At 64.2% G+C, this 26,346-nt stretch carries 25 protein-coding genes; 19 read left to right on the plus strand and 6 right to left on the minus strand.

Translation table 11 applies throughout. The features are described 5' to 3' along the window. Positions 1 to 103: 103 nt before the first annotated feature. The 3 genes from ASD82_RS17435 (at position 104) to ASD82_RS13340 (ending at position 2,726) form a co-directional block, all read left to right on the plus strand. Positions 104 to 1,198, plus strand: coding sequence for a hypothetical protein (locus ASD82_RS17435; RefSeq protein WP_162253828.1), 1,095 nt, complete (start codon positions 104 to 106; stop codon positions 1,196 to 1,198). Positions 1,199 to 1,370: 172 nt separating this feature from the next. After that, on the plus strand, positions 1,371 to 1,838 hold the full coding sequence (locus tag ASD82_RS13335; protein WP_056718317.1) for a GNAT family N-acetyltransferase: 468 nt from the start codon (positions 1,371 to 1,373) through the stop codon (positions 1,836 to 1,838). Between the two features lie 24 nt (positions 1,839 to 1,862). Further along, positions 1,863 to 2,726 carry a hypothetical protein gene (locus tag ASD82_RS13340; RefSeq protein WP_056718318.1) on the plus strand — a complete coding sequence of 288 codons (864 nt, stop codon included), beginning with the start codon at positions 1,863 to 1,865 and terminating at the stop codon, positions 2,724 to 2,726. 273 nt (positions 2,727 to 2,999) lie between these two features. Here the strand turns inward: ASD82_RS13340 and ASD82_RS17820 are convergent, their stop codons facing one another. Then, positions 3,000 to 3,152: a hypothetical protein gene (locus ASD82_RS17820; protein WP_157599277.1), complete on the minus strand. Its 153-nt coding sequence runs from the start codon at positions 3,150 to 3,152 to the stop codon at positions 3,000 to 3,002. A 46-nt stretch (positions 3,153 to 3,198) separates the two neighbouring features. On the opposite strand from ASD82_RS17820, the gene ASD82_RS13345 reads away from it, so the two are divergent. From ASD82_RS13345 to ASD82_RS13360, 4 genes are all read left to right on the plus strand, one after another. Next, a complete protein-coding gene (locus tag ASD82_RS13345; RefSeq protein WP_056718319.1) occupies positions 3,199 to 3,534 on the plus strand; it encodes a GNAT family N-acetyltransferase in 336 nt (111 codons plus the stop codon). A gap of 551 nt (positions 3,535 to 4,085) precedes the next feature. Beyond that, positions 4,086 to 5,072 carry a hypothetical protein gene (locus ASD82_RS13350; RefSeq protein WP_056718320.1) on the plus strand — a complete coding sequence of 329 codons (987 nt, stop codon included), beginning with the start codon at positions 4,086 to 4,088 and terminating at the stop codon, positions 5,070 to 5,072. Between the two features lie 165 nt (positions 5,073 to 5,237). Then, the gene (locus tag ASD82_RS13355; protein ID WP_157599278.1) at positions 5,238 to 6,923 is read left to right on the plus strand and encodes an ankyrin repeat domain-containing protein; all 1,686 of its coding nucleotides are present in this window, start codon (positions 5,238 to 5,240) and stop codon (positions 6,921 to 6,923) included. 222 nt (positions 6,924 to 7,145) lie between these two features. After that, complete coding sequence (locus tag ASD82_RS13360; protein ID WP_235580721.1) at positions 7,146 to 7,883, plus strand: DUF2306 domain-containing protein; 738 nt, start codon at positions 7,146 to 7,148, stop codon at positions 7,881 to 7,883. A 203-nt stretch (positions 7,884 to 8,086) separates the two neighbouring features. On the opposite strand, the gene ASD82_RS13365 is transcribed toward ASD82_RS13360, so the two are convergent. After that, positions 8,087 to 8,731 (minus strand): hypothetical protein, encoded by a 645-nt coding sequence (locus ASD82_RS13365; protein WP_235580719.1) that lies wholly within the window; start codon positions 8,729 to 8,731, stop codon positions 8,087 to 8,089. Between ASD82_RS13365 and ASD82_RS13370 the strand changes: the two genes are divergently transcribed. Together ASD82_RS13370 and ASD82_RS13375 are read left to right on the plus strand one after the other, a co-directional pair. Beyond that, entirely contained in the window at positions 8,718 to 9,176 is a 459-nt protein-coding gene (locus ASD82_RS13370; RefSeq protein WP_056718323.1) for a helix-turn-helix domain-containing protein, read from the plus strand. The two genes, ASD82_RS13365 and ASD82_RS13370, sit on opposite strands and share 14 nt — an antisense overlap. A gap of 90 nt (positions 9,177 to 9,266) precedes the next feature. Continuing rightward, entirely contained in the window at positions 9,267 to 9,791 is a 525-nt protein-coding gene (locus ASD82_RS13375; RefSeq protein ID WP_056718324.1) for a DUF1905 domain-containing protein, read from the plus strand. Positions 9,792 to 10,038: 247 nt separating this feature from the next. On the opposite strand, the gene ASD82_RS13380 is transcribed toward ASD82_RS13375, so the two are convergent. Then, a complete protein-coding gene (locus tag ASD82_RS13380) occupies positions 10,039 to 11,601 on the minus strand; it encodes an ankyrin repeat domain-containing protein (protein ID WP_056718325.1) in 1,563 nt (520 codons plus the stop codon). Positions 11,602 to 11,953: 352 nt separating this feature from the next. On the opposite strand from ASD82_RS13380, the gene ASD82_RS13385 reads away from it, so the two are divergent. Further along, positions 11,954 to 14,164: a prolyl oligopeptidase family serine peptidase gene (locus ASD82_RS13385; protein ID WP_157599279.1), complete on the plus strand. Its 2,211-nt coding sequence runs from the start codon at positions 11,954 to 11,956 to the stop codon at positions 14,162 to 14,164. A 109-nt stretch (positions 14,165 to 14,273) separates the two neighbouring features. On the opposite strand, the gene ASD82_RS13390 is transcribed toward ASD82_RS13385, so the two are convergent. Further along, positions 14,274 to 15,494, minus strand: coding sequence for a PQQ-dependent sugar dehydrogenase (locus ASD82_RS13390; protein WP_056718399.1), 1,221 nt, complete (start codon positions 15,492 to 15,494; stop codon positions 14,274 to 14,276). Between the two features lie 173 nt (positions 15,495 to 15,667). On the opposite strand from ASD82_RS13390, the gene ASD82_RS13395 reads away from it, so the two are divergent. The 6 genes from ASD82_RS13395 (at position 15,668) to ASD82_RS13420 (ending at position 21,039) form a co-directional block, all read left to right on the plus strand. Beyond that, positions 15,668 to 16,561 carry an AraC family transcriptional regulator gene (locus ASD82_RS13395; RefSeq protein ID WP_056764654.1) on the plus strand — a complete coding sequence of 298 codons (894 nt, stop codon included), beginning with the start codon at positions 15,668 to 15,670 and terminating at the stop codon, positions 16,559 to 16,561. Between the two features lie 159 nt (positions 16,562 to 16,720). Then, a complete protein-coding gene (locus tag ASD82_RS13400) occupies positions 16,721 to 17,443 on the plus strand; it encodes an alpha/beta hydrolase (protein ID WP_056718328.1) in 723 nt (240 codons plus the stop codon). Positions 17,444 to 17,988: 545 nt separating this feature from the next. Then, entirely contained in the window at positions 17,989 to 18,537 is a 549-nt protein-coding gene (locus ASD82_RS13405; RefSeq protein ID WP_056718329.1) for a DUF922 domain-containing protein, read from the plus strand. 565 nt (positions 18,538 to 19,102) lie between these two features. Next, positions 19,103 to 19,609 carry a DUF2975 domain-containing protein gene (locus ASD82_RS13410; RefSeq protein WP_056718330.1) on the plus strand — a complete coding sequence of 169 codons (507 nt, stop codon included), beginning with the start codon at positions 19,103 to 19,105 and terminating at the stop codon, positions 19,607 to 19,609. Continuing rightward, positions 19,609 to 19,839: a helix-turn-helix transcriptional regulator gene (locus ASD82_RS13415; protein WP_056718331.1), complete on the plus strand. Its 231-nt coding sequence runs from the start codon at positions 19,609 to 19,611 to the stop codon at positions 19,837 to 19,839. Before ASD82_RS13410 ends, ASD82_RS13415 begins: the two co-directional genes overlap by 1 nt. A 204-nt stretch (positions 19,840 to 20,043) precedes the next feature. Next, positions 20,044 to 21,039: an amidohydrolase family protein gene (locus ASD82_RS13420; RefSeq protein ID WP_235580723.1), complete on the plus strand. Its 996-nt coding sequence runs from the start codon at positions 20,044 to 20,046 to the stop codon at positions 21,037 to 21,039. A gap of 153 nt (positions 21,040 to 21,192) precedes the next feature. Here the strand turns inward: ASD82_RS13420 and ASD82_RS13425 are convergent, their stop codons facing one another. Then, positions 21,193 to 22,092, minus strand: a complete 900-nt coding sequence (locus tag ASD82_RS13425; RefSeq protein WP_056718333.1) for a LysR family transcriptional regulator — start codon at positions 22,090 to 22,092, stop codon at positions 21,193 to 21,195. Between the two features lie 110 nt (positions 22,093 to 22,202). On the opposite strand from ASD82_RS13425, the gene ASD82_RS13430 reads away from it, so the two are divergent. Both ASD82_RS13430 and ASD82_RS13435 read left to right on the plus strand, forming a co-directional pair. Beyond that, positions 22,203 to 22,388: a 4-oxalocrotonate tautomerase gene (locus ASD82_RS13430; protein WP_056718334.1), complete on the plus strand. Its 186-nt coding sequence runs from the start codon at positions 22,203 to 22,205 to the stop codon at positions 22,386 to 22,388. Between the two features lie 22 nt (positions 22,389 to 22,410). Further along, complete coding sequence (locus ASD82_RS13435; protein WP_056718335.1) at positions 22,411 to 22,806, plus strand: DOPA 4,5-dioxygenase family protein; 396 nt, start codon at positions 22,411 to 22,413, stop codon at positions 22,804 to 22,806. Between the two features lie 230 nt (positions 22,807 to 23,036). On the opposite strand, the gene ASD82_RS13440 is transcribed toward ASD82_RS13435, so the two are convergent. Continuing rightward, positions 23,037 to 24,680, minus strand: coding sequence for an alpha/beta fold hydrolase (locus ASD82_RS13440; RefSeq protein ID WP_056718336.1), 1,644 nt, complete (start codon positions 24,678 to 24,680; stop codon positions 23,037 to 23,039). Between the two features lie 118 nt (positions 24,681 to 24,798). Between ASD82_RS13440 and ASD82_RS13445 the strand changes: the two genes are divergently transcribed. Then, positions 24,799 to 26,328 (plus strand): PLP-dependent aminotransferase family protein, encoded by a 1,530-nt coding sequence (locus ASD82_RS13445; protein WP_056718337.1) that lies wholly within the window; start codon positions 24,799 to 24,801, stop codon positions 26,326 to 26,328. The last annotated feature ends 18 nt before the right edge of the window (positions 26,329 to 26,346 follow it).

Here is a 26,346-nt window from a genome sequence, read left to right on the forward strand (position 1 = left end):
ACGGGGGCAGAGTGCGCTTTCTAGCTGGTCCCCGGGAGTCCAACCAATTAAGGGGTCGGAGCGGTCGCTGCCCGAACCTAATGAAATTTTGAGGACAGCAATGATGGATGTCGAGGACGAGCAAAGTGGCCGGCTTTTAAGGGAGTTTGAAAGCTTGCGGCCAACATACGAAGAATTCTCCAAGAGCGTTAGCTTGCTCTTGGGAAAGCTGCTGAGAAAGCCCCTTCAGATTCATTCGATCAACTGTAGAGTTAAGGATCCAGGTAGTCTATCGGGGAAACTCCGCAGGCCAAACAAAAAGTATGATCAGCTTGATCAAATTACCGATCTCGCCGGCGTGCGCATTACTACGTACTTCGCAGAAGATGTTGAGCTTGTCGCTAGGGTTATAGAAAGTGAGTTTCAAATCGACACACAAAATTCGGTCGATAAAAGAGAGGTACTTGATCCGGACCGTTTTGGTTACCAATCTTTGCATTACGTTTGCTCACTCAACGGTGACCGTGTGAATTTGGGGGAATATAAGGATTTTACCGGAATAAAGGTTGAAATACAGGTGCGGTCGATCTTGCAGCATGCTTGGGCTGAAATTGAGCATGATCTTGGATATAAGGCAGGTTCTGTTGTGCCTAAACCGATCAAGCGAAGGTTCGCTCGAGTTGCCGGTCTCCTCGAGCTGGCTGACGATGAATTCGCGAGAATCCGGAGGGAGCTATCCGAGTACGCTGAGTCGGTATCGGAAGTTATAAAAGGTGCGCCTGCGAACGTGGGGATAGACAAGATTTCCTTGCGGTCCGTGTTCGAAACATCGCCCTCTGCCGTCAAACGGCTCTCGGAAACGATTGCGAGTCTTATAGACGCGTCTCTGTTGCCGTTGGATGACAGGCAGATTGATGAATTTGTGGCTAGCTTAATCCTGCTTGGCGTTGATACTGTGGCGAAGCTAGAACAGGCTATTGCCTGCAGAGCTCATATAGTGGGAGAGTTTGCAGAAAAATGGCTTGACGGCACGGATCACCTCTATGTGCCGCACGAGATCGGATTGCTATATTTGTGTTATGTGCTTTTGGGCGAGATGAAGGATACCAAAAAAGCAATAAAGTTCATTGAAATTAATCATTTCTTGGATGGCGCCAATTTAGTGCATAGAATCTTCAACACATATGACTCTATTGTTGATAAGGGACGCAACGATTAAAGAGACGTGGCTAATTAAGCCTTGTCTCTCGTGCGGAAGGTGCAATTAATGGGGGCGTGGCTAATTAAATTCCAATTGAATGGGACGTGGCTAATTAAATTTTCCCGATGTCTGGCAGGGCCGTCCATCCGCCGGGAATAATTGGCCACTCCCCTTTTTTTGGAAAGGGAAAATGATGAAGATCGTGACACTCGATTCGCTGGATGCCCAATCCTGTGTGTTCCTGGCCGACATGCTGGACGATCCGGTGCTGCGAGCGTCCCTGTTTGGTGGCAGCGGACACATCAGTGCGTGGCATGCTGAGCGAATCTGGTCGCACGCCGTTGATGATGAGACAAGATGGCTGGTGCGTTGCGTAGAGTCGCAGCGCATTGTCGGAGGCATCGGTGTCGTGCGCGAAGAGGTGCGTTTGTTCGTGCGCTCCGATCTCCAAGGCCAGGGCTATGGCCGCGCATCTCTCGCTGCGTTGCTGCAGTTGCGCCAAACACTCGGGGTTTGGCCCAACTTGAGTGCGTGGACGGTACGCGAGAACCGCGCAGCGCGGCTGGCGTTTGAGGCTGCGCAATGGCGGGAACTCGGCCTGCGCCGGCAAGGCGGTGGGCTACCGACCTTGGTGCGCTATTGCAGTTCGCTCGTTTGATCAACCACGTCTGAGGAGAAAGTCATGGACGCACCCCAGGAAGAAGTGAAGGTAAAACACGACCCGGCGTTGACGAAGGACACCTGGTGGCACAGCTTCAACGCGGATGGTGGGGAAGCCGGCTACGTCGCCACATCGGATTTGGAGGAGCTACCGTCGGAGGTCCAGGTTGCGCTCGGACTGTTCGTGTGTGATTTCAAGGGCCTGGATGAAGAGGCGGTCAACTGGAACGTCACCCACGTAAGCAAGAACGGCATGTCTCGATTGAGCGGCCCCAAGTTGCTCAAAGGTGGCCAGCGTTCGGGCAACAAAGGCTGTGGTGAGGAGGAGCTGTGGGCTGTCCCCAAGGATCCGAAACACAAGAAGACCCAAGTCGTCGCCAAGGGTTCTGCCGAGTTCTGCTACCTGGAAATCATCTACCTGATCGACGGCGGTCTATGCCCGTGCAAGCGGTGTTGCAAGTCGCTGGTCGCGTTGGCGGATCGCACGAAGTCTGTCATCGTGGTGCGGCCGATGGTTGATTACGAGTTGATCAGCAAGCATCGTACGGAGCTGGCTCGCGGGGAGACGTTCCTGCTCCTGTTCCGGCCAGGAGTGAAGACCTTCCTGGTCTGTCACACCGCGGCCAACGAGGCGCCCGACTCCCCACTCGCACGAGATCTGACCGCGCATCCGACAAAAGCATGGTGCACCTGCGCCGCCTGCGGACTCGCTTTTACGGCCAGGTTCGCGCACGAAAATGTGAAAAGCAAGAATGTGAAGAAGGACAAGAAAGGTGACTTGGCGGTCACTACCACCTGTCCGCATTGCCATGTGTCGGGCGAGATGCCGGTCGTCAGGGAAGGGGTGGGCGCATTCCCGGCCGCCACCGTGGATATCTATTTCTGAAACCAAAACCAATTAAGGCAACTTAAGGGAGCGTGGCTAATTAAAATTCGGTCGCCGCCCGAATTAATGAATTAATGGGGGCGTGGCTAATTAAGTTAGATCGTCGTCTGGCAAGGCGAGCCGCTTGCCTGGCTTAATTAGCCACGGCCCCTTTCTTTCCGCTTTTCCTGGTCCCGCTTTCGCACGAGGATGCCGGGACGTGGCGAATTAAATCGGAGCTTGCTCGAGGAAAGTCGACTCTGACCCCTGTTTTTGAGACTGCAGGAAGAGGTGTCAGGGATTTTTTTTGGGCAGGGACATTTCCGGCGTGTTCACGGTGCTCAAAAACGAGGCCAGATCAGGTTCACTTCCTGGGCCCTGGAAAATTCGACCGGCTTCGTTGGGCGCGCCGGCGACGGCACGTCGGTGGCCGATCGGCGTGCGCATGGCACACTGCTGCCATCCCCACGGGTTCAAGCCCAGGAATCGAGCCATGACTGACGTTCACATCACCCGGGAAGAACATGGCCGGCATGGCCGCTATGTCGCAACGGTGACCGGTATCGAGGCCGAAGCCGAACTGGTTTTCACGCATCGCGGGCCGGGGCTGATCAGCGCGGACCACACCTTGTCCCCGGAGAGCCTGAAGGGTACCGGCGCGGCGTCGGCGCTGGTCGATCGGCTGATCGCCGACGCGCGCGGGCAGGGCTTCCGGATCATTCCGTTCTGCCCCTACGTTCGCGCGCGCTATCTGAAGAACCCGGCCTGGCAGGACGTGATGACGGTGGAACCGGGCGTAGTGCCGGAACCCTGCACCGACGAGACGTGACGTCCGGTGCCGGCGCATCCGTGCCGCGTGGGTCGTCCGAAACGCCGACCGCTCCGTCGAATCGTTGCGCACGACGGTTTGAACCTTGCGTGCGAGGTGGATGGCCCTCGCGGTCCAATGCTTCGAACCTTGCGCTTCAGGGTTGTTGGCTTGGGTGCAAGCCTGCGGCCTTCGCGCTTGGGCGTTTTCTCCTGGTGATCGGCTGGAGAACGGTCGAAGGCTCCCCGGTGAGGGGCGGCGGTGAGCCCCAGGGAGCCGGCCGCCGCTGCGCCGGTTCTCGCCACCCCACCTAGGCAAGACCACTGCATCACGGCAAGATGCAGCGGACGATAGTCGGGGATCGGTCAGGGGAAGGGGGCAGGGGAAGCTGGGCAGGTTCATTGAACCGCTTTGCTGCTCGACTGCGAGACATGGGGGACATGGCTCATCAGATTCACGAACCGTCTTCCGGGTCGGGCTCGGCTGTGCCGTCCTGATTGGCCACTTTCCGTTTCGATCGGCTCGATTGCGATGCAGGTGTTTCGGAATTCCATCCACCGACAGGAGCTCCCATGCTGTTCAATCAACCCAATTCATACCGGGGCAAGATTCCCCTGGAGTTGTACGTCGAACTGCAGAACAAGTTCCCGCAGGACGAGCTGGAGTCCGATCTGGTGTGGCTTCGACGCATAAAGAAGGATCCGTCGCTGTACCAGAAGATGTTCGGGACACCGCAGTTCAAGCTGGAGTTGATCCAGGCCGTGCAGCGTCGGGCGGCGATTGCAAAGATGGCCGCCGCCGGGGCGACGCGACAGGGAAAGGACTGGAAGGCGTGGTCTCCCGCTGCGCGTTATCAGGAGGATATGGCGCGTGAGGTCCAGAAGTCCGGCAAGCAACCGTCGGAGTACGCCAAGGAAGCCTATGCGCAGTTGCTGGAGCAGTTCGACGCCACGACTCCAGTCAACGGGAGCGTGTTCTGGAACGGCATCAACGAACTCGCCCTCATGAAGAAGATCGACAAGTGGAACAGCAGTGGGGAGATCTTCGGCCAGCTGGAGGCCACCACGGCTGCCCGCTATGTGAACAAGCAATTTGTGTGGGAGCCGGGCGGTGCTTTCGCGAACTACTTCACGAGTGTGTCCGGCAAACTCGGGCACGCGGCACGAGGGCATGTCACCGCAGTTTGCCGGTGTGGACTTCGCAACGATTCCATCCTGACCACGACCGAACTTCCGGCCATGGTCAAGTTGATGACTGACCAGATCAAGGCGAAGAAGGAGCCCGTCATCACCGATTTTACCATCATCGTGATCGAGCCCATCCTGCTGCCGGACCAGCCGTATGCGATATACACCAACAACGATCTGGCGAAGGTTTCGATCGTCAGCCCGAAGCCCGGGAAGCGCATCAGTGGTCGAGACGATTGCAACGTGGACGGACAGCTTTCCATCAGCAATCCCTTCCTTCAATACTACTGGGCTGCCCGGGGACGCCGGCCCGAAACCGCGGCTGTGACCAAGATCAAGGAAGATCTCAAGTCCCTGATCACGTGGCCGTGACTCGGCCGAGCGGAAACCGGGATCCGGTTCACTTGCGGGCATCCGAATATTCAAGGAAGTGATCGGCGCACGCGCCGAGGAATAGATGGGGGGCGAAATAAGGAAAAATGCGCACTCTGCCGCCTGCGTTTCCCTGTTGCTTTTCAGCCTGAGAGGAGTACCCCGATGAGCGCGTCGAGGAAGTGGATGTTCGGCGTTCTAGCGATGTGTGGTTTGAATGTCTCAGGCGCGGTTCAAGCCTATCCAGAGAATTCGGTCGAGGCAGGGGCAAAGCCGGTTCCCTCGTGCGGGCCGCATCAGCTTGATGGCGTTTCTGCAGCGGACAACATCGCGGCGCATCGCCAGTTCGAGCTGCCCACGCTGTCCTACGCAGGTAATGCGGTTCCCTCCCACTGGAATGTCCCTTTTACGCTGCTTGTTGACGCGTCCGGGCGTGTTGCCTGCCAAGTGATGGATAGCGAGTTCGGGCAGCCGCGCGCACTCAACAACACGCGGCGAGAACTTCTTCGGGCGATGTCTGGCTGGCGCTACCGGCCATTTGGGGTCGACGGCAAGCCCTCTGCTGTTGTCATCAGTGAGCGGGTCGCCGAGCAACAGGTCCCCTCGAAGCACCAAACATTACCCGATGTTCCGCTCGACCAAGTGACGATTTCGCTATCACGTAGCGGGTGTTTCGGAACGTGCCCAAGTTACGAAGTGAGCATTCACGGAAACGGGAAGGTGGACTATGAGGGTGTCGGCGATGTAGACGTGCAGGGAAAGCACAGCTTTTCGATTCCGCCGGCTGATGTGGCGGCGCTTGTGGAGAACGCGCGACGCGCCGATCTCTGGTCCATGAGAACCAGTTACAGCGCACTTATCACTGATAGCCCGACCTATGTGCTCATCTTGAAGATGGGACAGCAAAGGCATGAGATCGAAGACTATGTGGGTCGCATGGTTGGCATGCCTGTCTCGGTTGGCGACTTCGAGGAAGAGGTGGATCGTGTGGGACGCACGTTCGAGTGGACGAGTCTGTCCATGGCGGCTGTCGAGCAATTGCAACGTGAAGGCTTTGATTTCGACTCGCAACAGGCCGCGGACACTCTGGCGCGAGCCGTAGCCAATGAGCGGGGCAGCGACGAGGCGGCGATGTTGCGCATGATCGATCTGGGCACGCCCTTGAAAGGCGGGAATGCAGCACGGCCACCACCAGGCGTGCCCGTACTGACGGAATCAACATTGCTGAACGATGCGCTGGTTCACCATCGCGCAGCGCTGATCGGCCCGCTCGTGGCGCGTGGGTTGCTGAACACTCATGGGGTGCTCGACAGGAACAAGCTCGACAAGGCTTTTCAGGACGCGATACGGGGCGGCCGTCTGGCAGCCGTGCGGAAGATATGGAATACGGGTGATGGCAAGGTCCAACCTTCGCTTTGGTTCGTGGACGAGAGTGACGAGGGTGCAAGCGCAACCCGCAAACGGGTGCCGGTTGCCCTGCTCCTGTCGCGCTCCTACCGTGATGCGCACTGGGACGGGCAGGCAATTGCCGAATGGCTCGCTGCAAAGGGCTGCGACCTGAAGGCGCGTGCAGCTGATGGCGATACTCTTCTGCACAGAGCGGTCGATGCAGGTGATATCGGATTCGTCCGCTATCTGCTGCTGCATGGCCTGGATGCGTCAACCCCAGGAGCTTACGGGTTGCCTGCGTTGGGGAGCGCGCAGAATGAGGACATCGCGCTACTGCTGCTGAGGGCTGGTTCAAGCTGGCATATGGACGATGGTGGAGCGGGCTTCGGGCGCTACGCGAAGGAACAACATTGGGCACGAGTGCTTGCCTATCTGGAGCAGCACAAGGACGAAGCGCGCTGAAGAGAAGAGACCCCAATTAAAAGGCAATCAAAGATAGGTGGCTAATTAAACTCGGGTCAAAAAAACGGGCTCGGGTTCACTTGCAAGCGTTTTAATCCGCCAGAACCGGTATCGGGATAAAAAGGTGTCGAAAAGAAGGGTGCCGGCGTGCTCAAGCGCGGATTAGCTTCAGCCCCCGAAGGGAGGGGCGTCCTTCGTCTTGCGGCGGCGAGCTGGTGGTTGGTGGCTTTCGCCGGGCAGCTGGTGTTCGGGGCGTACATCCTCGCCACCTACGGCTCGGCGACGCTGCACGACGCCGCGGCGGCCTGGAACCGCGTCTGGCCTACGGGCTATCTGCCTGGGCAGCCGCGGGGCAATGCCATCGTGATGGTTCACGTACTGCTGGCTTCGCTTGTGGCGATCCTGGGATCGCTGCAGATGATCCCTCTACTCCGACGACGTGCGCCTTGGTTCCATCGGTGGAACGGCCGTATCTACATCTCGGTGGCCATCGTGGTGGGGGTGGCCGGTCTGGCGATGCTGGCGACCGGTCGTGCCTTCGTCGGCAGCTCGCAAAACACCGGTGTCGCCATCAACGGCGTGCTGCTTCTGATTTGTGCGGTACTGGCTTGGCGGCGCGCGCGACAGCGCGACTTCACTGCGCACCGCCGCTGGGCACTGCGGATGTTCGTGTTGGCAGCGGGGGTCTGGCTGTTCCGTATCGGTCTGGCGGCCTGGATCGCGGTCAACGGAGGCATCGCCGGGTTCGATCCAATGACGATGCGGGGACCCGCGCTCTTCACCCTGGCAATGGGCGAATGGGCATTGCCGCTGCTCGTGGTGGAAGCTTACCTACGCGTGGAAAGGGCAGCTGCGGCGGCAGGGCGCTATGCCGTGGCCGCGTTGCTGATGGCACTCACCGCCGCGACGGCCTTTGGCGCCTACCGGGCGACGCTCGGCATGTGGTGGCCAGCAATGTAAAGACGCAAAGAACAAAAAGAGAAGGCGGTTCACTGGATCGGGCTTGTCTGGACATAGTGGGAGGTATGGAAACGAGGCAGTTGCTGGAATGCCGCATGGCTGAACGTGGCGGTTTTGGCGTTTCCGCAGGGATCGCAGTTGTCGTCATCTTCGTTCGCGCGCCATGACGCCGTCTTTCCGTGGTCCATTATGCGGACCGTGTGCTACTTCACCCGCGTATCCGTCGCCACCCAGTTGACCTCCCAGGTCTTGCCGCCGTCGTCCGAGAACGCCTGCTCGAATTGGATGGTGTTGGCGTCGAGCGGCGTGATCACGAACCGGACAAAAATCGCGCGCCCATCGAAGTCCTCCTGGTCGTAGAACTCGCCGCGACCATCGATGAATTGGCCGATCGTCGGTTGTCCCAGCGTCCCGCTCCGGCTGCTGGCGAAGTTGAGGCTCCATTGCCGCGACTGCGGGTTGTAGAGGCGCAGGTTCAGGCCTTCGAAATGGCCGGCCGGACCGTCGGCCGTCAGCTCGACCAGGTTGGCGCGCCCATCCCAGACCTTGCGCACGGTGGTGATGCCTTCGTAATGCGCCCATTCGTCCGATCCGGACAGCGGACGCACGAGCCGCTTCAGCTTTGTCTTCCAGGTGCCAATCTCGGAATCGAAATCGTGCTGGCCGTCGCGCGCGGGCGCTACCGCGTGTCTGGCAACCTGCGCCGGCTGTGCGGAAACATGGGCGGACGGCAGACCGGACAGCCCCGTGCTGACTATCCAGAACAGGAACACACGAATATGGCTTGGCATGGCATCCTCCAGCACTATCGGTTGGCTGACGCTAGAGGCACCCATGTCCAGCGACAAGACGGCACGTCAAGGTGCGTATCTGTTGGCGAAGTCCCATCCGCTTGCCGAGTGTCCGCTGCACGCGGCCTTCGTGGCGGTCGGCGGCAAATGGAAGCTCACCATCCTGTATTGGCTCGCCCGCGAGACCCATCACTTTTCCGCACTGCTGCGCCGGGTCGCGCCGATCTCGCACAAGGTGTTGACCGAGCAACTGCGGGAGCTGGAAGCCGACGGACTGGTCGAACGCCTGGCGACAGCGCCCGTACCCGCGCCGGTGCAGTACCGCCTGAGCGATTACGGCCGCACGGTCCTGCCGCTGGTGGAGAACGCCCGGATCTGGGGGCAGTCACACCTGCAGCGCGTGCGCGGCGCGGACATGAGGCGGCCGGCGGCGAACTCGCTGAGCTGTTCGGAGGCACTCGTGACCGGCACGAGTGCAGGAAGCGTGGGCACCTCAACCTGACCGGAATGGCGCTTGCTCGTTGCACGTATTTTTCCTGGAGGGAGGGGCTTGCTTGAACGACGTGGAACTTCAACCCGGTGGTGCTGCGGCATGAGCAGCTTGAAATTTCAGGCGACAATCGAGATCAACGGGATCAACCCGTACGTGCGGGTCAGTGCAGCGCAGGCGAGCCGTTTGAAGGCGGGCTGGCGCAAGCCGCTGCCGGTTCGGGTGCAGGTGAATGGCCAGCCGGAAACGCCGTGGCGCGTCAACATGATGCCCATGGGTAATGGCGACTTTTATCTGTATCTGCATGGCCAGGTGCGTGAAGCCTCGGCAACTGTCGTGGGCGATCTCGTCGAGGTGGATGTGGCTTTTGACGAGAGCTATCAGGCCGGTCCCGCACATCCCGTGCCGGCATGGTTTGCCGAGGCGCTGGCCGCGCAGCCTGCAGCCGCAAAAGCCTGGGACGCGCTGGCGCCCAGTCGCCGGAAGGAGATCCTGCGCTACTTCGCGCAGCTCAAGTCGGTCGAGGCCCATGCTCGGAATCTGCAGCTGGCGATGCATGTGCTGTCGGGCGGGCAGGGACGTTTCATGGCGCGCTCGTGGAATGTCGAGCCCGAAGGCGCTGGCTGAAGCCGGCGAGGGAAGCCAGGTGAAAGGCCAGGCGAAAGGGGACGTGGCCAGGCAAGTCCAGTTGTTGCCTCCACCCGGGCATCGGGCAACCGCTCCTGCGTTGCCTCCACTCGGGCATCGGGCAACTGCTCCTGCGTTGCCTCAACTCGGGCATCCATGCCCTCGCCATGCCCTCGCCATGCCGTCACCATGCCCTTGCCATGCTCTCGGTCAGGTCGGGTTTCGAACTAGAAAAACTCGCAACCTCTCAGTGCGTGCCTGAGCGCAAATCGTCGAAGTACGCGGCGATCTCTTCCGGAAATGCGTAGCGCTCTTCGGGCAGTGGCGAGCCGGCGTCGATCAGGGCGTTCGCGCAGGCCAGCCAGTCGCCGCCGGGCGTGGTTTCGGCTTGGGAGGCGAAGCTGAGTGTGCCGTAGACGTTGTCGTTGAAGCCGTGGCGCTCGTCGTAGCGCGCACCGTGGGCGAGCAGGAAGCGGGCAAGCGAGGCGTTGCCGCGGAACACCGCCCAGTTGAGCGCGCTGCCGTCGATGTCGCCGCCGCGCGCCGTGATCGGCCAGCCCGCCTCGACCATCACGCGCACGGCTTCCTCGCCGTTGGCGGACGCCATTTCCGGCAGCAGACGCAATGCGGCGGGCGGCAGTTTGCCGATGAGGCCCGGCTCGTCGGCCAGCATCGCCTGCACGGTGGCACGATCGCCTCGCGCGCAGGCACCGAGGAAGGCGTCATGCGGTTGGTCGTCGGGCACGGCGCCGGCCTGCGCCAGTTGCCCGGCCACTTCGGTGAGGCCGAGGCAGCAGGCGAGGCGATAGGCGGAGACTCCGTGTCCGTTGCTGGCCGAGGCATCGGCGCCGGCGTCGAGCAGCAGGCCGATGGTCGCCGGCGAGCGACGGCGGCGGATGGCGTGCAGCAGGGGGCTGCCGCCGGGGCCGGGTTCGTTCGGGTCGCCACCGTGGGCGAGCAGCAGGCGCAGCGTGTCGGGATGCTCATGGTCGAGCGCGCGGAACAGCGCATTGCAGCCGGTCACGCGGGCGCCGGCGTCGAGCAGCAGGCGGACGATCGTGCTGTCGGCGATTTCGGTGGCGTGGTAGAGCGATTCGTTGTCGTTGGGATCGGCGCCGGCCCGCAGCAGTCGCTGCGTCAGCGCGGCGTCGTGGTTGCGACCAGCGGCGCCGTACAGGACGCTGAGCGGATCTTGCGGCAGCTGCGGATCGGTCCATCGCGCATCCGGATTCGCACCCGCGGCGAGCAGCAGCTCCACGCAGGCGCGAATGCCTGGCGCGTACGCGGGCAGCGCGATCATTCCGGAGAAGGTGGCGCAGGCCAGCGGCGGCATGCCGTTGTCGGCGCGGGCCGTCGTGGCCCAGGCGGGGTCGGCGGCGAGGGCGGCCTGTACCGTGGCGACGTCGCCGATGGCGCAGGCCAGCACGGGCCCGCCGGCCAGCAGCTGCGGATGTTCGCGCAGCAGGCGCTCGGCCAAGGCCGGCCTGGCCGTCTGGTAGCCGTGGCCGAAGGCCCAATGCATCCATTGGCGCTTTCGCGTGGCCGCGTCGACCGAAGCGGCCTGCAGCGCGACGTAGTCCTTCAACTGCGACCACGAGCCGAAACCGTATTCGCGCGCGATGCAGGACTGCGCGTCGTGCAGGCGCAGCTCCATCGCGGCGATGGCGGGGTGATCGAGCCGGGCGGCGGCGGGCAGGGCAAGGCGGACGCGTTCGAGCGCATCGGGTGCGCCGTGGCGGACATCCTCCAGCAGCTGCTTGGCCTGTTTCTTCAGATGGTCCAGGTGCGGACGGGCGGGCAGGTTCTTCATGACAACCTCCATGCAATGAATGCCGAAGGTCCGCAATCCCGGCTGCACAAAGGTTGATGGTGGCACGCCATCGACAAGTGGGTTGAACCCTTCCCGCGGACCCGGAGGCGGCTTGCGACGCCGGGTGCAAGCATAGACCAGCAGGGAGGCAATCCAAACCTCGGGGGCGGAACGCGCTTTCTTCGGGACGAATTGCAGAAAGCCGGTTTTGCCCCGGCTTTCCGTTCCACAGGAGCGCGTGCTTGCGACGGCGTTCACACCCCACGCACGGCATGACGGATGGCGGGTACCCCGGGGCTTCCCGTTGCGCGAGGATGGGTGCTGCGTGATTCCTTTGGACGAGGACATCCTCATGCCCCGACTGCTCCGCTGGCCCGCTTCGCTGGCCCTGTCGACTGCCGCCTGCCTGCTCGCACCGGTCACCCTGTCTGCCTTCGCCGCACAAGCCGGCGCTCCGCCACCGGCGCGTACGGCGGACGTGGTCGAGCATCTGTTTGGCCACACCGTGCACGATCCCTACCGCTGGATGGAGGGCGACAACAACGCCGGGTTCCAGCGCTGGCTGGTCGCCCAGGGCGAGTACACGCGGGGCAAGCTGGACGCCTTGCCTACCCTGAAGGGCTGGCAGCAGGCGCTGGCCAGCACCGATGGCGCCACCGTCATGCATCGCCGCCAGCGCCGTGCCGGCGGCAGGCTGTTCTTCATCCGCCAGGACGCGAAGGGCAGTGGCACGCTGATGGTGCGTGACGCGGATGGCACCGAGCGCGTGCTGCTGGATCCGGCGACCCTCCAGGGCGACGGCGGCCACGCCTCGATCACGCTGTACACGCCATCGCCCGATGGCAGCAAGGTGGCGGTGAACGTCGACCACGGTGGCAGCGAAGTCACCCGCCTCGAAGTGCTGGACGTGAAGACCGGCAAGCCCACCGGCGATGCGGTGGAGCCGGTGTGGGGCGAGTTCGGTGCCGAATGGCTGCCCGACGGCAGCGGCTTCGAGTACACCCAGATGGCGCCGCCTGCGCAGCGTACCGGCGGCGACCCAGTGCAGGACATGCGCGCACGCCTGCACCGGCTGGGTACGCCCTCGTCGCAGGACCCGATCCTGCTGCGTGCCGGCCAGGGCGAAGGCGTCAATCCGTCGTTCGCGATGCCCTCGCGCAGCTTCCCGGTGATCGAATTTCCCGCCGGTTCGCGCTGGGCGCTGGGCGAGTCGCTGGGCGCGCAGGCCGACCAGCGCTACTGCGTGGCGCCGCAAGCCGAGGCGGTGAAGCCTGGCGCGGCCTGGCACTGCATCGCCGACCTGGACGACCACGTGCAGTCCGCGGCCATCCGCGGCGATACGCTGTACCTGGTTTCCACCCATGCGCGCTCCCTTGGAAACGTGCTGGCGCTGGACTTGTCACGCCCGGACGCGTCGATCGGGCAGGCTCGTTCCGTCCTGCCGCTGCAGGGCGACGACATGGTGGCCGGCACCAGCCTGTACGACGTCCAGCAGGTCGCGCCGGCCCGTGATGCGCTGTACGTGAAGGTCTCGCGGAACGGCATCGACGAGATCCGCCGCGTCGACTACCGCAGCGGCAAGGTGGACGCCGTGCCGATGCCATTGCCCGGCGTGGCCTCGCTGTTCCGCACCAACCCTGGCCAGGACGGTTTCCTGCTGGAACTGCGCGGCTGGACCACACCGCCGAAGTCATGGCGCTACGACCCCGCGGCCGCCACCCTGCACGGCCTGGGCCAGGACGAAGGCAGCCCCGTCGACTACAGCATGGTCGAGGCCACCGAGACCGAGCTGGTCAGCGAGGACGGCACCCATGTGCCGCTCACCATCCTGCATCGCAAGGACGCCGCGCTGGACGGTTCGCACCGGGCCATCGTGTTCGCTTACGGCAGTTACGGCATCTCCGTGCTGCCTTCGTTCAAGCCCGTCCGGCTGGCATGGGTCAAGCGGGGCAATGTCTTTGCCTACGTGCACATACGCGGCGGCGGCGAAAAGGGCGAGGCCTGGCACCAGGCCGGCAAGGGGCCGAACAAGCACAAGGGCGTGGAAGACTTCGTCGCCGCCGTGCAACGCCTGAGCGAGCTCGGCTACAGCCGTCCGCAACGCACCGCGCTGCTCTCCGGCAGCGCGGGCGGCCTGGTGGTCGGCGGTGCGCTGGTGCGTGACCCGGACAAGTTCGGCGCGGCCGTGTGCCTGGTGGGCGAGCTCAACCCGATCCGCCTGCTGCATGCGCGCAATGGCGCCAACCAGATCGGCGAAATGGGCGACCCGCGCAAGGCCTCGGACTTCCCCTGGATGCTGGCGATGGACCCTTACCAGCAGATCACGCCGCACACGGCCTATCCGGCGGTGCTGCTGGCCGTGGGCCTCAACGACAACCGCGTGTCCACCTGGCAGACCGGCAAGTTCGCCGCGCGCCTGCGCGGCGCCGACACCAGCGGACGGCCGGTGTGGATCCGCACCGATGCCAACGGCGGCCACGGCATGCAGACCTCGCTAGGCGCCGAGGCCGCCCAGTTCGCCGACATCTACGCCTTCCTCGATGCGCAGTTGCCGGCGCAGTGAGCAACGGGATGCGGCTGGCGCCGCAGAGCTCGGCTGCGCCGGGGCTCACCATGCTCGGCAACACCGCGCTGCGCCGGTTACGGAAAACGGGCTCGGCTGATTCGGCGAATCATTTCGGCGTGAGGTGGTACAGGCCGCCGGGGCTGGCGTCTTCCACCATCCAGAGCGAGCCGTCCGGCGCTTCCTCGATATCGCGGATGCGTTTGCCGATCGTCCAGCGCTGGGCGGCGGTGGCGCCACCCTTGCCGTCGAACGTGACGCGAATGATGCCTTCGCTGACCAGCCCGCTGAGCAAGGCGCTGCCTTGCCAGTGCGGAAACAGGCGGCCCTTGTAGAACATGAGATTGCCCGGCGCGATCACCGGCACCCAATAGATCACCGGCTTGACCAGGTCGGGTCGCGTATCGGGGTTGGGGATCGGCACGCCGTTGTAGTTGATGCCGTAGGAGACCAGCGGCCAGCCGTAGTTCTTGCCGCGCTTGATCAGATTCAGTTCGTCGCCACCGCGCGGGCCATGCTCGAGTTCCCACAGTCGACCATCGGGGCCGAAGGCGAGGCCGTAAGGCGTGCGGTGGCCGACGCTCCAGGTTTCGGCCGGCGTCAGGTTGGGCCCGGGAAACGTATAGGTGCTGACCACCGGTGCTGTCTTGGCTTTCTCGGTGTCGGTTGCCGGATCGATCAGCGCAATGGTGCGCGCACCGACCTTGCCCGCCCACGGATTGCCCGGCGCGGGTTTGCCGTCCAGCGTCAGCCGCAGGATCTTGCCCACCGGCTGATCGGGGTCCTGCGCAGGCGTGAAGCGCTGGCGGTCGCCCACGGTGAGGAAGAGGTACTTGCCATCCGGTGAGAACGCCACCGCCGCGCCGGCCTGGCCGCCCTTGCCGGTGGGCATCTGGCGCCACAACACCTGGAAGTCGTCCAGCCGGGGCTGCTTGCCGTCCAGCACGAGCCGGCCGCGGCCCAGCGCCAGGCCGCCGCCGTAGTCGCCCGGTGCGACATAGGTGAGATAGACGTTGTGGTCTTTGGCGTAATGGGGGGAGAGGAACACGCCCAGCATGCCGTTCTGGCCCTGGAACCAGCTGGGCGGGACGCCCTCGAGTTCGGTCTTGGCGCCCTGCGGGGTGACCAGCTGGACGCGGCCGACCTTTTCGGTCACCAGCATGCGGCCATCGGGCAGGAAGGCGATGCGCCATGGCAGGTCGAAGCTCGCCACCCTGGTAATGGTGAAGGGAAGGTCGGGGTCGGCTTTCTGCTCGCCTGCATTGGTCTGCGCATGGGCGGCGCCTGTCAGCAAGGCCACAAGAAAGGCCGCGGTTGCCAGCTTCATCATGTGCATGTGTCCTTGCGTCCGGATGACCCGGGGCATCTTAGTGGTCTGAAGTTGTGTCGGTGTGACGGCGCCTTTCAATCCGGTGGCGTGGATGCCTTCCGTTTCCTTTGAGCGGGATCGGGAAAGTCCTAACATGCCCGGATGTCGCCGATCCATCCGAAGGCATCGCGAGCATGGCCTTTCCGGTTCACACCCACAGGTACGAGGGAAGCACGCCGCTTCATGCTCCCCTGGCATGGCCGACCATGCGGATCGAGCACCGGCTCCTGAACCCCGGTTTCCTTCGCCCCGTCACCTGCACATGCACCACGGTCAGTGTGGCTCTTGGCGGTAGCGCACTTGCCCGCTGGAGGGACGGCACGTTCCGGCCGGTGGCGGTGCGTCCAGGGATAGCGACCCTCCAGCCCATCGGCCTGGAAGAGACGGAAGTCGAGATCACTTCGCCCGTCGAGTCCCTCCTCATTTTTCTCGCGCCCTCGGTGACTGACTCCAGCGCGCTGGGTGATTACGATATCGATCCGGCGCGAGTGGAACTGGTGCGGTCGGCGGGAATGTCGGACACGCTTCTGTACGAGGTTGCCGCCGCCTTTCGCGACATGGGTTCCCGGCCGCCCGAGTCGACGGACCTGCTGTTTGCCGAAGGCGCGAGTTGCATGCTCGCGGCGCACCTCATAGCCAGGTACTCGAACATCTGTTCGCGCCCCGTGCCCCTCCTGCCGGGTCTTCCGGGTCACAAGCTGAAGAAGGTGATCGACCTTGTGGAGTCCCGCTTCGCGGAGGCGCTCAGCTTGAGCGAGCTGGCCGCCGAAGCCTGTCTCAGCCCGTTTCACTTCTCCCGGCTTTTCCAGGAGGCCACGGGCCTCTCGCCGCACCGATACATCACGCAGCGCCGCATCCAGGACGCGAAAGCCAGGCTTGCCGAAGGTCGACTGTCGTTGGTGGAGATCGCCCTGGAGGCGGGGTTCGGGTCGCAGGGAAACTTCAATCGCATCTTCCGGAAGCACACCGGGCTGACCCCATGCCAGTTCCGGGCGCTGCGGCGCAATTCACCCAAGACGCACTCCTGATTGCACCGTCTGAGCAAGAACGGCCTTCGATTGCGCAAGATCGGCAAATACGGCCGCCTTTCAAGCGTGGATGCTACGGCTCGGCCCTGAGTTCAAACGCTGCCGCCGGTGGGCGTGAAAGCCACACGTCTCACGACGGCCATCTTTCGGAGGTGCAGCATGTCGAAGCAACCCACCATCGTTTTCTGTCACGGTATCTGGGCGGACGGCTCGTGTTTCAGCAAGGTGATCCCGGCCTTGCAGGCTGATGGGCACGAGGTGATCTCCGTGCAATATGGCCTGGATTCGTTCGAGGAAGATGTGGCGACGGTGAAGCGGACGCTCAACCGCGTCGGCAGCCCGGTCCTGCTCGTCGGTCATTCCTATGGCGGAGCCACCATCACGGCCGCGGGCGTCGATGAGCGGGTGGTCGGCCTGGTCTATATCGCCGCGGTCGCTCCGGACGCCGGCGAGACCGTGCAGGATCAACTGGACAAGTTTCCGTCGGACATCTTCTCCCGCGTCGAAGTCGCGGACGGTCGCGCCTGGATGCTGTCGAACGGCACCGAGTTTTTCGCCGGAGATCTCTCGGACGAAGACCAGAAGCTCGTGTGGGCGACCCACTATCCGCCTGTCTTCGACCTGTTCCATCAACAGAAGCTCGGCGCCGACGACATTGCCTGGAGGTCGAAGCCGAGCTGGTACGTTCTGGCGACGCAGGACCACACCGTGCATCCCGATTTGCAACGCTGGGTTTCCGGGCGCATGGGGGCAACCGTCACCGAGGTGGCAAGCAGCCACGTGCCGATGCTTTCCCAGCCGGCCGTCGTCATCGACGTCATCCGCAAGGCCGCCGCTGCGGTGCGGGAAGCCAGCCCGCAAAAGAAGGTCGCCATCGTTTGACTTGCCGGAAGTGCACCTGACCTTTTCGTTTGGAGCGGATCCTGTCGCAGGCGCCGGACGGGGCATGTCGCAGTGAACATGGAAGGACAGCGCATCGCCAGGGTTGCGTCCTGATCGACTGCAGTTCGCGTGCTTCGGCTCCCCTTGTGGGCATCGCTTTCGCTGCTTTGCGTGGCGACTTCGTGCAGGGCAGCTGCGCCTGCAAACACGCAGCTGCCCGAATACGCCGGTGGATCACTTCGCCGATGGGCTGATCCGTCATGCCCATGACGACGGCCCCCGTACGGATCACGTAATGGGCTCCGACGGAAACAGTGTTCGGGACAATTCCCGATCGGCCAGCGAGCCATTCGGATTGTTCCCGATGCTTTTCGTCCAGGGCTGCTGATGAACGGTCGCCCCGGTTCCCGCTGACCTCGGGTCCTGTCCGCGCGGACGGTGTTTCTGTCCGCGGACAGTGCCGGCGCTACCGTGGGGCGCGGCCGCAGGGGTCTGGAACGTTATGTGCTTGGAGCACGGGACCTCGATACCGTGGAAGCACGCCCATGTTCGTCACACCGCCACTGCCACCGCCAACCATCCCGGCCCCGGTCATCCAGGAGGATGCCCGCTACTACGTGATCGAGGGTCGAAGCGAATCCGAACTGGTTGCGCAGATGAACGCGAGGGGTTATCAGGATAAGGATGGCCGTTACTGGGGCTACACTTCGCCGCAGCTGAAGTGGAGTTTCGACACGCAGCCCGTCGAAGGACGCTGCAATCTGGTCGATCCGAAGGTGGTGCTGACCATTACGACCACCTTGCCGGCATGGACGCCGCCTGCCGGTACGTCTGCCGCCATGACGGCCAAGTGGCGTGCGCTCGATCGGGCAATACGCCACCACGAGGGAGAGCACGCGCAGATAGCCCGCGACGCGGCCCGCGAGCTGGTTGCGCTGATGCGAGAGCACCAACGCGGTGTTTCCTGCGGTGACCTCGATGCATCCCTGCAGGCGCAAGGGAGGATGATCATGCGCAGGGCCGAAGCGGCAAATGTCGAACTGGACAAGCGCACGGGACACGGTGCAAGGGAAGGCGTGACGATAAGCTGGTGAGGTATCCGCGGCCCGATCTGATTTAAGGGGATGCGGAATCAAAGGGGAGCTGACTGATCAAACCCGGAAGTGGAGGCCGGGTTCATTGGGCTCTACTCCGATGGATGAAGCGGCAGCACTTGCAGGGTCTTCAGCATCGGCGCGGTCGCCTGGGCGGTGGGTGTCCGCTCGTGCTGCTCGGGGTCTACCTCGGCATGAGTCTGCTGTCATGCCTGATGTACCGGGCGGACAAGTCCGCGGCGCAAGAGGGTCGCCGCCGTAGCCGCACGCCGGAAAGCCATCTGCATCTGGTCGACATCCTCGGCGGCTGGCCGGGCGCGTTGATTGCCCAGCAACAGTTCCGCCACAAGACGGAAGCGCACTTTTCATTTCGCTTTCTGGGTGACCGTTGCGGTGAATCTGGCGGGCTGTGCCTGGCTGATCAAATCCGGCTTCGCAGCCGACCTGCTTCGATCGCTTACAGGGTGACGGCGGCTGCCAAGAATAGTTGGAGGCATCGCAAGTCATTGCAAAGCTATCGTTTTACGATATATTGCGATCTCCGAACGATAAGTGGAGAGCGGCGATGGGGAATCTTGCGGTGCTGGCGTTGCGGGTCGTGATCGCGATCGCCCTGGCGGGTTCGCTGGTGGTGCAGGGGGTGATCGCACCGCTGTTGTGGCAGGACCTGGAATCGGCGCGGGCGGACGTGCGGATTCCGCTGGTGGTGATCGTGATCCTGGGCGTGTTGACGATGCAGGTGACCGCGGTGTGCATCTGGCGACTGCTGACCATGGTCCGGCGCGGCACGGTGTTTTCGCTGGCTGCATTCCGTTACGTCGACGTCGTGATCGGCGCGATCGCGGCGGCCTCGGTGCTGACCTTCGGCATCGCGGTGGTGGCAGCGCACAGCAACCGGACCACGCCGGGCGACGAAATCGCTCCCGGCCTGGTGGCGATGGTCTGCGGCGCCTCGCTGGTGATCGGCGGCGTGGCGCTGATCGTGCTGGTGCTGCGGATGCTGCTCAAGCAGGCGGTGGCGCTTGATTCCCAGGCCAGGCATCTGCAGTCCGAGCTGGACGAGGTGATCTGATGGCCATCGTGGTGGATATCGACGTCATGCTGGCCCGGCGCAAGATGGCCGTCGGCACGCTGGCCGAACGCATCGGCATCACGCCCGCGAACCTGGCGGTGTTGAAGAACGGACGGGCCAAGGCTGTTCGCCTGGCCACCTTGGATGCGCTGTGCCAGGCGCTGGACTGCCAGCCGGGTGACCTGCTGCGCTGGGAACCCGATGCTGCGCCCCTGCCGCAGCAGCAGTGAAGACGTTCGCGTCGACCAGCGGCTGTGGTCCAGCGGATCGGCCGGCGCCGAGCGGGTCGCAATTGCAGACACGGACACGGCGTTTGATGATGGACAGCATCGAACGCAGCGCATGTCGTGCGGGCGACATGGTCCAACGAACGGCGAAGGTCGGGAGGCAACGTGCATTTTCCTGTCGGAAGGTCTGCAGTCACGTCGGTGCTGATGCTGCCTTGCGTGGCGGCGTTGGCCCTGGCGCTGACCGCCTGCGGCGTGCTGCCGGCGCGAGATCGCCTGGTGCCGGTGCGCGTCGACCACCATGTGCACGTGAACTCGCCGGCGATCCGCGGCTTTCTGCCCGGCTATTGCAAGAGCGTCGAGCGTTATGGCGGCTGCGATCCGGCCATCACCGCGCCGTTGACGCCTGATGATTTGCTGAAGGCGATGGATCGTGCCGGTGTCCGGCGCGCGCTGGTGATGTCGACGGGCTACCTTGCCGAGAGCCCGATGATGGTGCCGCAACGCGCCGACGCCGCGGCGCTGCTGCGCGCCGCCAACGACTGGACCGTGAATCTTGCGCGCGAATCCGGTGGTCGCCTGGGCGCCTTCGTGGCCATCGATCCGCTCAGGCCCGACGCCCTGCCGGAGATCATGCGCTGGCGCGGCAACCCCGACGTGACCGGCATCAAACTCCACCTCACGGCGTCCGCGGTGAGCCTTCGACGCGACCGCGACCTGGCGGCGTTGAGGGCGGTGTTCCACGCGGCGGCCGACGCCCGGCTGGCGATCGTGATCCATCTGCGCCCCGCAAGCATGGACTACGGCGCACGCGACGTGCAGCGATTCTTGGCGGACGTACTCCCCGCAGCCGGCGATACCCCGGTGCAGATCGCCCACGCGGGAGGTTGGGGCGGGCTGGACCAGGCCACGCTGTCCGCGCTGGGCGCGTTTGCCGATGCATTCGCCAGGCACCCCGGAAAATTCAGGCACGTCTGGTTCGATCTGGCCGACGTGTGGAGGGACGACAGCAGCCCCGCCAACAAGCAGGCGCTGGTGGCGCTGATCCGGCGCATCGGGCTGCGCCATTTCCTGCCTGCCTCGGACTGGCCGTTCAGCGGTGACCTTGCCGACTACTACAGCCGCAGATACCCGGAGCTGCCGCTGACCGCGGCGGAATGGAAAATCCTGCGCAGCCAGGTGGCGCCGTACGCGAAGCGCTGAAGACGCCGGCGAACAGTGGCCAGAGGCCCGATTCGATGCGAATCGTCGCTGGCCCTTCTGGCGGAAGAACGGGTTCGGCGATTCAGGCGACCAGACGAACGGGGGTGCGCGCGATGCAAGGGACCGGATGCAGCAGGCTGCGCAGGCATCCGGTCACTGCTTCGGCGACGGGCCGAAACGCTCGATCAGGAAGTCGATGACGGTGCGCAGCTTGGCGGTGGGATGCAGGTTCTGCGGGTAGATCAGGTACATCGGCGAGGGCGCCAGCGACCACTCGGGCAACACCGGCAACAGGCGCCCGGAGGCCAGGTCATCGGCCAGCACCGCCTCGGGCTGGAGCACGATGCCGATGCCGTTCAGCGCGGCGATGCGCAGGGCATCGCCCTGGTTCGCCGTGAAGCGGCCCTGCACGGCGACGTTGCAGGTGGCTCCGCCGGGCCCGACCAGTCGCCAGAGGTCGTGCCGCCGCCAGTACGACAGGCCCAGGCATTCGTGCGCAGCCAGTTGCTGCGGATGATCGAGCTGGCCATGTCGCGCCAGGTAGGCCGGTGCCGCGGCCAGGCGTCGACGGTAGGGTTGCAGCGGGCGGGCGACCAGGCCGGGCTCGTTGATGTCGCCAATGTGGATGCCCAGCTCGAAGCCTTCATCGACGAGGCTGGGACGACCATTGTCCAGCGTCAGTTCGACGCCGACTTCGGGATAGCGCGCCATGTATTCGCCCAGTGCCGGCACCAGGCTGTGGCTGCCGAAACTCACCGGCGACACCAGCCGCAGGCGGCCGCGCGGGCTGGATTGCAATTCCGACGCGCTGGCCTCGGCCAGTTCCACGTCGGCCAGCGCCTGCTTGCAGCGCTCGTAGTAAAGCCGGCCCACGTCGGAGAGCTGTTGCCGGCGGGTGGTGCGGTGGAGCAGGCGTGCGCCCAGTCGATCCTCGATGGCGCGCACGTGCTTGGCGACCATGGTGGGCGAGACCCGGCTGAGCTCGGCGGCGGCAGTGAAACTGCCGCTTTCCACCACCCGGACGAACATTTCCATGCCGGCCAGCTTGTTCATGATTGACAACCTGAAGGTTTGAAATGGGTCAAATCATGGCATGTTTATCAAGTTGCAAGCAGGGCGCACCATGGCGGCCGCCTCGATCCGGGGCCTCATCGGAGAACACCATGCCCACCTTGCACCTCGAAATGCTGCCCGGCCGCACCGTGGAACAGAAGCGCGCCTTCGTGCGCGAAGTGACCCGCGCCACCGCCGAGACGCTGGCCTGTCCGCCGGAAAGCGTGGATATTCTGATCAGCGAAGTGCCGCGCGACGGCTGGGCCAAGGCCGGCAAGTTGATGGTGGATGCGTGAGGCCGGCGAGCGGAGGATCGACATGAGCGAACACGAAGCGCCCTGGCACGCGCACATCTACTGCACGCCCGCAACGCGTGCCGCGGCCGAGGCCATGCGGCGTGACCTGATCGACCGCATGGGCTCGGGTGCGATCCCCCGGCTGCTCTTCGTCGGGCAGCTCAAGGACGGCAAGGCCGGCCCGCATCCGATCCCGCAGTTTGAGATCCACTACACCGGAGAAGCACTGCCGGCCATCCTCAAGCTGATCGAAGCCTCCGGCCTCACCGCGCTGGTCCATCCGCTCACCGATGACGACCTGGCCGACGACACGACGCTGGCGCACTGGATCGGCACGCCGATCGAACTCGACCTGAGCACGCTCGATCCGCCGGGCATCAACCAGGGTGTCGCGCGTTTCGCCAGGTCGGACTTCTGAGGCCGGGGAACGTTTGGCAGTCGTCGTGCCTGCATCCCCGGAAACTTTCACCCGATCCCGCCACGGCGGATCACCGGGACAGTTTTCAGGTGGGCGATGAACAACGGTGTCTGCCTCGCCTCGATTCGGGGGTGGGCAACGGCTCCTGCGTTGCCTCGACCCGGGCATCCATGCCCTCCCCATCCATTGTCTTGCCGTCTCCGGCTTCGAGGCTGTGAAGTCGCAACCTCTCAGGGCACCAGCAGCCAGTTCGCCTGATGCGTGTTCGGCGGGGGCGGCAGCCACCAGCCCGCGGCGGGGTAGCCGTACTCATAGGTCGTGGTGTCCTGCATGGCGAAGGAGTGCATGGGTTTGGCCTGGCAGACCATGTCGCGGGCAGGCATGTCGCCGGAGCTCAGATAGGCGAACTCCGCGTTGGTGGTGCAGGTGTTGTCGTCGAACATCACGCCGTGGGTGGTGGCGTTGTTGACCAGCACCATCCGCGCGGCGGGGCCATCCAGGAGGCGATCCTTGAGCGCCTCGGAGTAGGGCGTGGACGGATCGAATTCGTTCTGCACCATCAGGGCATGCACCCTGGTGCGCGATTCCAGCTGGCGGTCGAGCGCCGGCTGCCACGGCCAGTGCTGGCACTTGTCGATCAGGGTGGAGGCGCCGATGGCCCAGTTGGTGCGGACGTCCGCGATCTTGCGGGCGATGCTGCGCGTATCGGTGGAGCCGGAGTCGTTGCATTGCAGGACATCGGCCATCGGGTTGAAGCCGGGCTGGCTGCGCAGGTCGACCGAGGTCATCGCCCCCATCTGTTCGGCGGCGGCGATGTGGGCCGGATCGCCATCCAGCGCCTGCGACATCGCGCTCAGCGACGGCGACACCAGCAGATCCCAGAACACCCACATGCCGGTGCCATCCAGCGAGGCCAGCGCCTGGTCCGGCGTCACGCTGCCCATGCGGTGCTGCGAGGCGGCCTGGTAGATCCGCTGGAAGGTGGTCATCACCTGCTGCGGCGTCGTGCCCATGTGGAACTGGTCGTCGTGCCGCGCCACGAAGGGAATGAATGCCTGTTGCACATTCAGCTGATCCATCGACATCCGCTTCAGGTCCTGCTGCTGCCAGTCCAGGTGCAGCCAGTTCATGTTGCTGTCGAGCACCACGCGCTCGAAGCGATCGGGAAACAGGCGGTTGGCGTACGCCATCAGGCTGCTGCCGCTGGACACGCCGAGCAGGTCGGCGCGGGGGAAGCCCAGCACGGCCCGCACCAGGTTCAGGTCGCGGGCGTGGTTGGGCGTGTTGATGCTCTTGAGGAAGGCGGCGTGCTGTTGCAGGCAGGCGCTGATCGAACGATGCCACCAGTCCTGCTGTGCCTGCACGCTGGCGGCCGTGGGATTGCGGCTGTCGCCGTCCATGAAATTCTCGGCACCGCTGCGCGGTGCGTAGTCGCAGCTCACCTGGGTACCCAGGCCATCGGTGATGCCGCGCAGGTCGACGCCGACCACCAAGTGATTGGCCTGGACTTGCGGCTGCAACTGCTCGAGCATCTCCGCCTGCGAAGCGCTGGAGTTGTCCGGGCCGCCGGCGTTGACCAGCAGCAGGCGTGCGCCAGGCGGTGAATGCAGCGGCCGGGAAATGCCGATGGTGATGTCGCCCTGGCTCGGATCGGCCCAGTCGATCGGCACGGTGATCAGGGCACACTGGATCGTGCTTCCATCGGTGAACAACGAGAGCGGGCAGCCGCCCCAGTTCACCGCCTGCTGGTAGTACCTGGCGTAGGCCGGATCGGTCGAGTGATCGTCCGTAGCCCTGGCATTCGCCAGCCCCGAGCACGCTACGCAACCGATCAACACCGCCAGCTTGCGTGCGGACAACTTGAACAACTTCATCGTGATGCTTCCCCGGTCAGTGGCCATGGCATGATGATCTGCAGGGTTGACGGGGGCGTAAATGACCGGTCGCCCGCTTTTTCGATGTAACCACTTCGAGCCGCCCCGGGGAGCATGGATGGCGAACAGGCGGCAAGACGACAAGCCGATGTATGTCCGGATCGCCGAGTCGATCCGGCGCGATATCGATGCCGGTCGTTTCCAGGCAGGCGCGTGCCTGCCCGGCACCCGCTCGATGACCGTCGCCCTGGGTGTTTCCCGCACAGTGGTCCTGATGGCTTATGACCAGCTGGAAAGCGAGGGCTACCTGGAGTCACGCTCGGGCAGCGGCACTTACGTGAGTGCGCGTCGCATCGATGCATCCGCCGGCGGCGCGCCGCTCGACGAGTTGGTCGCGGCGCCGGGAGAGCCCCGGCTGTCCCGCCTGGCCCGGCGCGCCGTGCTGCCAGCCACGCCCGAGAGGAATCCGCCGGCGCTTGACACAGGCGTGATCGAAGGAGGGCTGGTCGATCTGGCGCAGCCGCGCGTGAAGTCCGATCCGCGCAGCCTCAAGGCGTGGAAACAGAACCTGGTGGCGCTGCTGCGTCGTCGCGACACACCCGACTTCCCCGAACTGCAGGGTGCCATCGAATTGCGCGAGGCGGTGGCCGGGTATTTGAGTGTCGAGCGGGCGATCGAGGTCGACCCGCACGACATCCTGATCGTCAGCGGCGCCCAGCAGGCACGCGATCTGATCGCCCGCGTCCTGCTCGACGAAGACGACGGTGTCGGCGTGGAGGAGCCCTGTCACTGGAGCGTGCGCCACACCTTCGAGGCGATGGGCGCGCGGATCGTGCCGTGTCCCGTCGGCCCGCACGGCATGGACATCGAAGGCCATGCCGCGGCGCTGGATGGCGTGCGACTGGTCAACGTGTCGCCGTCATTCCAGTTCCCGACCGGCGTGGTCATGCCCGAGGATCGGCGCCGGGCACTGCTGCATTGGGCCTGCACCCACGACGCCGTGCTGGTCGAAGATGATTTCGATTGCGAACACCGTTTCGGTGTGCGCACGGCCCCGTCGTTGTGGTCGCTGGACCGGCATGGCCGGGTCATCCACGTCAGCAGCTTCGCCCGCTCGATGTTTCCCGCCTTGCAGCTGGGCTACATGCTGGTGCCACGCCAGCTGCGCGAGCGGTTCCTGGCGGTCAAGTGGCTGGCCGATCGCGGCAGCGTATCGATGCAGCAGCACGTGCTTGCGGCGTGCATCAACAGCGGCCAGTACCTGCGCGATCTGCGGCGCATCGCCCACCGCCTGGCGCCCCGCCATCGGGCGCTGGGCGCGGCCTTGCATGCACGTCTCGGCGACGCGATGACGGTGACCGATGCGGTGGCGGGAGGATCGCTTTTCGTGCACTTGCCCCGGTTGCCACGCCATGCCACCGCGGCATTGCTGGCCGAGGCGCTGGCGCGCGGCGTGCACATCCGTTCCGCCGAGTGCTTCCATCGAACCCCGCCCGATCACGTGACCCTGGTGCTGAGCTACGCCGGGGTGTCCGAGGCGGCCCTCAAGAGGGCCGGGGCACGGCTCGCCGAGGCCTGCCTGGCGGTCGGGGAAAAATTCGCCATGTCGCCGAAGCGAAACCGGCGGATCGAACTGGCCAGTGCCTGACGGGGCAGCGGGAGCCCG

Origin of the sequence: Rhodanobacter sp. Root179 (genome assembly GCF_001428465.1) — a bacterium.
In the GTDB taxonomy this organism is placed as follows: domain Bacteria; phylum Pseudomonadota; class Gammaproteobacteria; order Xanthomonadales; family Rhodanobacteraceae; genus Rhodanobacter.

Coding starts and splice junctions, on each gene's coding strand:
- ASD82_RS17435 (WP_162253828.1), top strand. CDS start 104: ATGGATGTCGAGGACGAGCAAAGTGGCCGGCTTTTAAGGGAGTTTGAA.
- ASD82_RS13335 (WP_056718317.1), top strand. CDS start 1,371: ATGATGAAGATCGTGACACTCGATTCGCTGGATGCCCAATCCTGTGTG.
- ASD82_RS13340 (WP_056718318.1), top strand. CDS start 1,863: ATGGACGCACCCCAGGAAGAAGTGAAGGTAAAACACGACCCGGCGTTG.
- ASD82_RS17820 (WP_157599277.1), bottom strand. CDS start 3,152: ATGCGCACGCCGATCGGCCACCGACGTGCCGTCGCCGGCGCGCCCAAC.
- ASD82_RS13345 (WP_056718319.1), top strand. CDS start 3,199: ATGACTGACGTTCACATCACCCGGGAAGAACATGGCCGGCATGGCCGC.
- ASD82_RS13350 (WP_056718320.1), top strand. CDS start 4,086: ATGCTGTTCAATCAACCCAATTCATACCGGGGCAAGATTCCCCTGGAG.
- ASD82_RS13355 (WP_157599278.1), top strand. CDS start 5,238: ATGAGCGCGTCGAGGAAGTGGATGTTCGGCGTTCTAGCGATGTGTGGT.
- ASD82_RS13370 (WP_056718323.1), top strand. CDS start 8,718: ATGTCCAGCGACAAGACGGCACGTCAAGGTGCGTATCTGTTGGCGAAG.
- ASD82_RS13375 (WP_056718324.1), top strand. CDS start 9,267: ATGAGCAGCTTGAAATTTCAGGCGACAATCGAGATCAACGGGATCAAC.
- ASD82_RS13380 (WP_056718325.1), bottom strand. CDS start 11,601: ATGAAGAACCTGCCCGCCCGTCCGCACCTGGACCATCTGAAGAAACAG.
- ASD82_RS13385 (WP_157599279.1), top strand. CDS start 11,954: ATGCCCCGACTGCTCCGCTGGCCCGCTTCGCTGGCCCTGTCGACTGCC.
- ASD82_RS13390 (WP_056718399.1), bottom strand. CDS start 15,494: ATGATGAAGCTGGCAACCGCGGCCTTTCTTGTGGCCTTGCTGACAGGC.
- ASD82_RS13395 (WP_056764654.1), top strand. CDS start 15,668: ATGGCCTTTCCGGTTCACACCCACAGGTACGAGGGAAGCACGCCGCTT.
- ASD82_RS13400 (WP_056718328.1), top strand. CDS start 16,721: ATGTCGAAGCAACCCACCATCGTTTTCTGTCACGGTATCTGGGCGGAC.
- ASD82_RS13405 (WP_056718329.1), top strand. CDS start 17,989: ATGTTCGTCACACCGCCACTGCCACCGCCAACCATCCCGGCCCCGGTC.
- ASD82_RS13410 (WP_056718330.1), top strand. CDS start 19,103: ATGGGGAATCTTGCGGTGCTGGCGTTGCGGGTCGTGATCGCGATCGCC.
- ASD82_RS13415 (WP_056718331.1), top strand. CDS start 19,609: ATGGCCATCGTGGTGGATATCGACGTCATGCTGGCCCGGCGCAAGATG.
- ASD82_RS13420 (WP_235580723.1), top strand. CDS start 20,044: ATGCTGCCTTGCGTGGCGGCGTTGGCCCTGGCGCTGACCGCCTGCGGC.
- ASD82_RS13425 (WP_056718333.1), bottom strand. CDS start 22,092: ATGAACAAGCTGGCCGGCATGGAAATGTTCGTCCGGGTGGTGGAAAGC.
- ASD82_RS13430 (WP_056718334.1), top strand. CDS start 22,203: ATGCCCACCTTGCACCTCGAAATGCTGCCCGGCCGCACCGTGGAACAG.
- ASD82_RS13435 (WP_056718335.1), top strand. CDS start 22,411: ATGAGCGAACACGAAGCGCCCTGGCACGCGCACATCTACTGCACGCCC.
- ASD82_RS13440 (WP_056718336.1), bottom strand. CDS start 24,680: ATGAAGTTGTTCAAGTTGTCCGCACGCAAGCTGGCGGTGTTGATCGGT.
- ASD82_RS13445 (WP_056718337.1), top strand. CDS start 24,799: ATGGCGAACAGGCGGCAAGACGACAAGCCGATGTATGTCCGGATCGCC.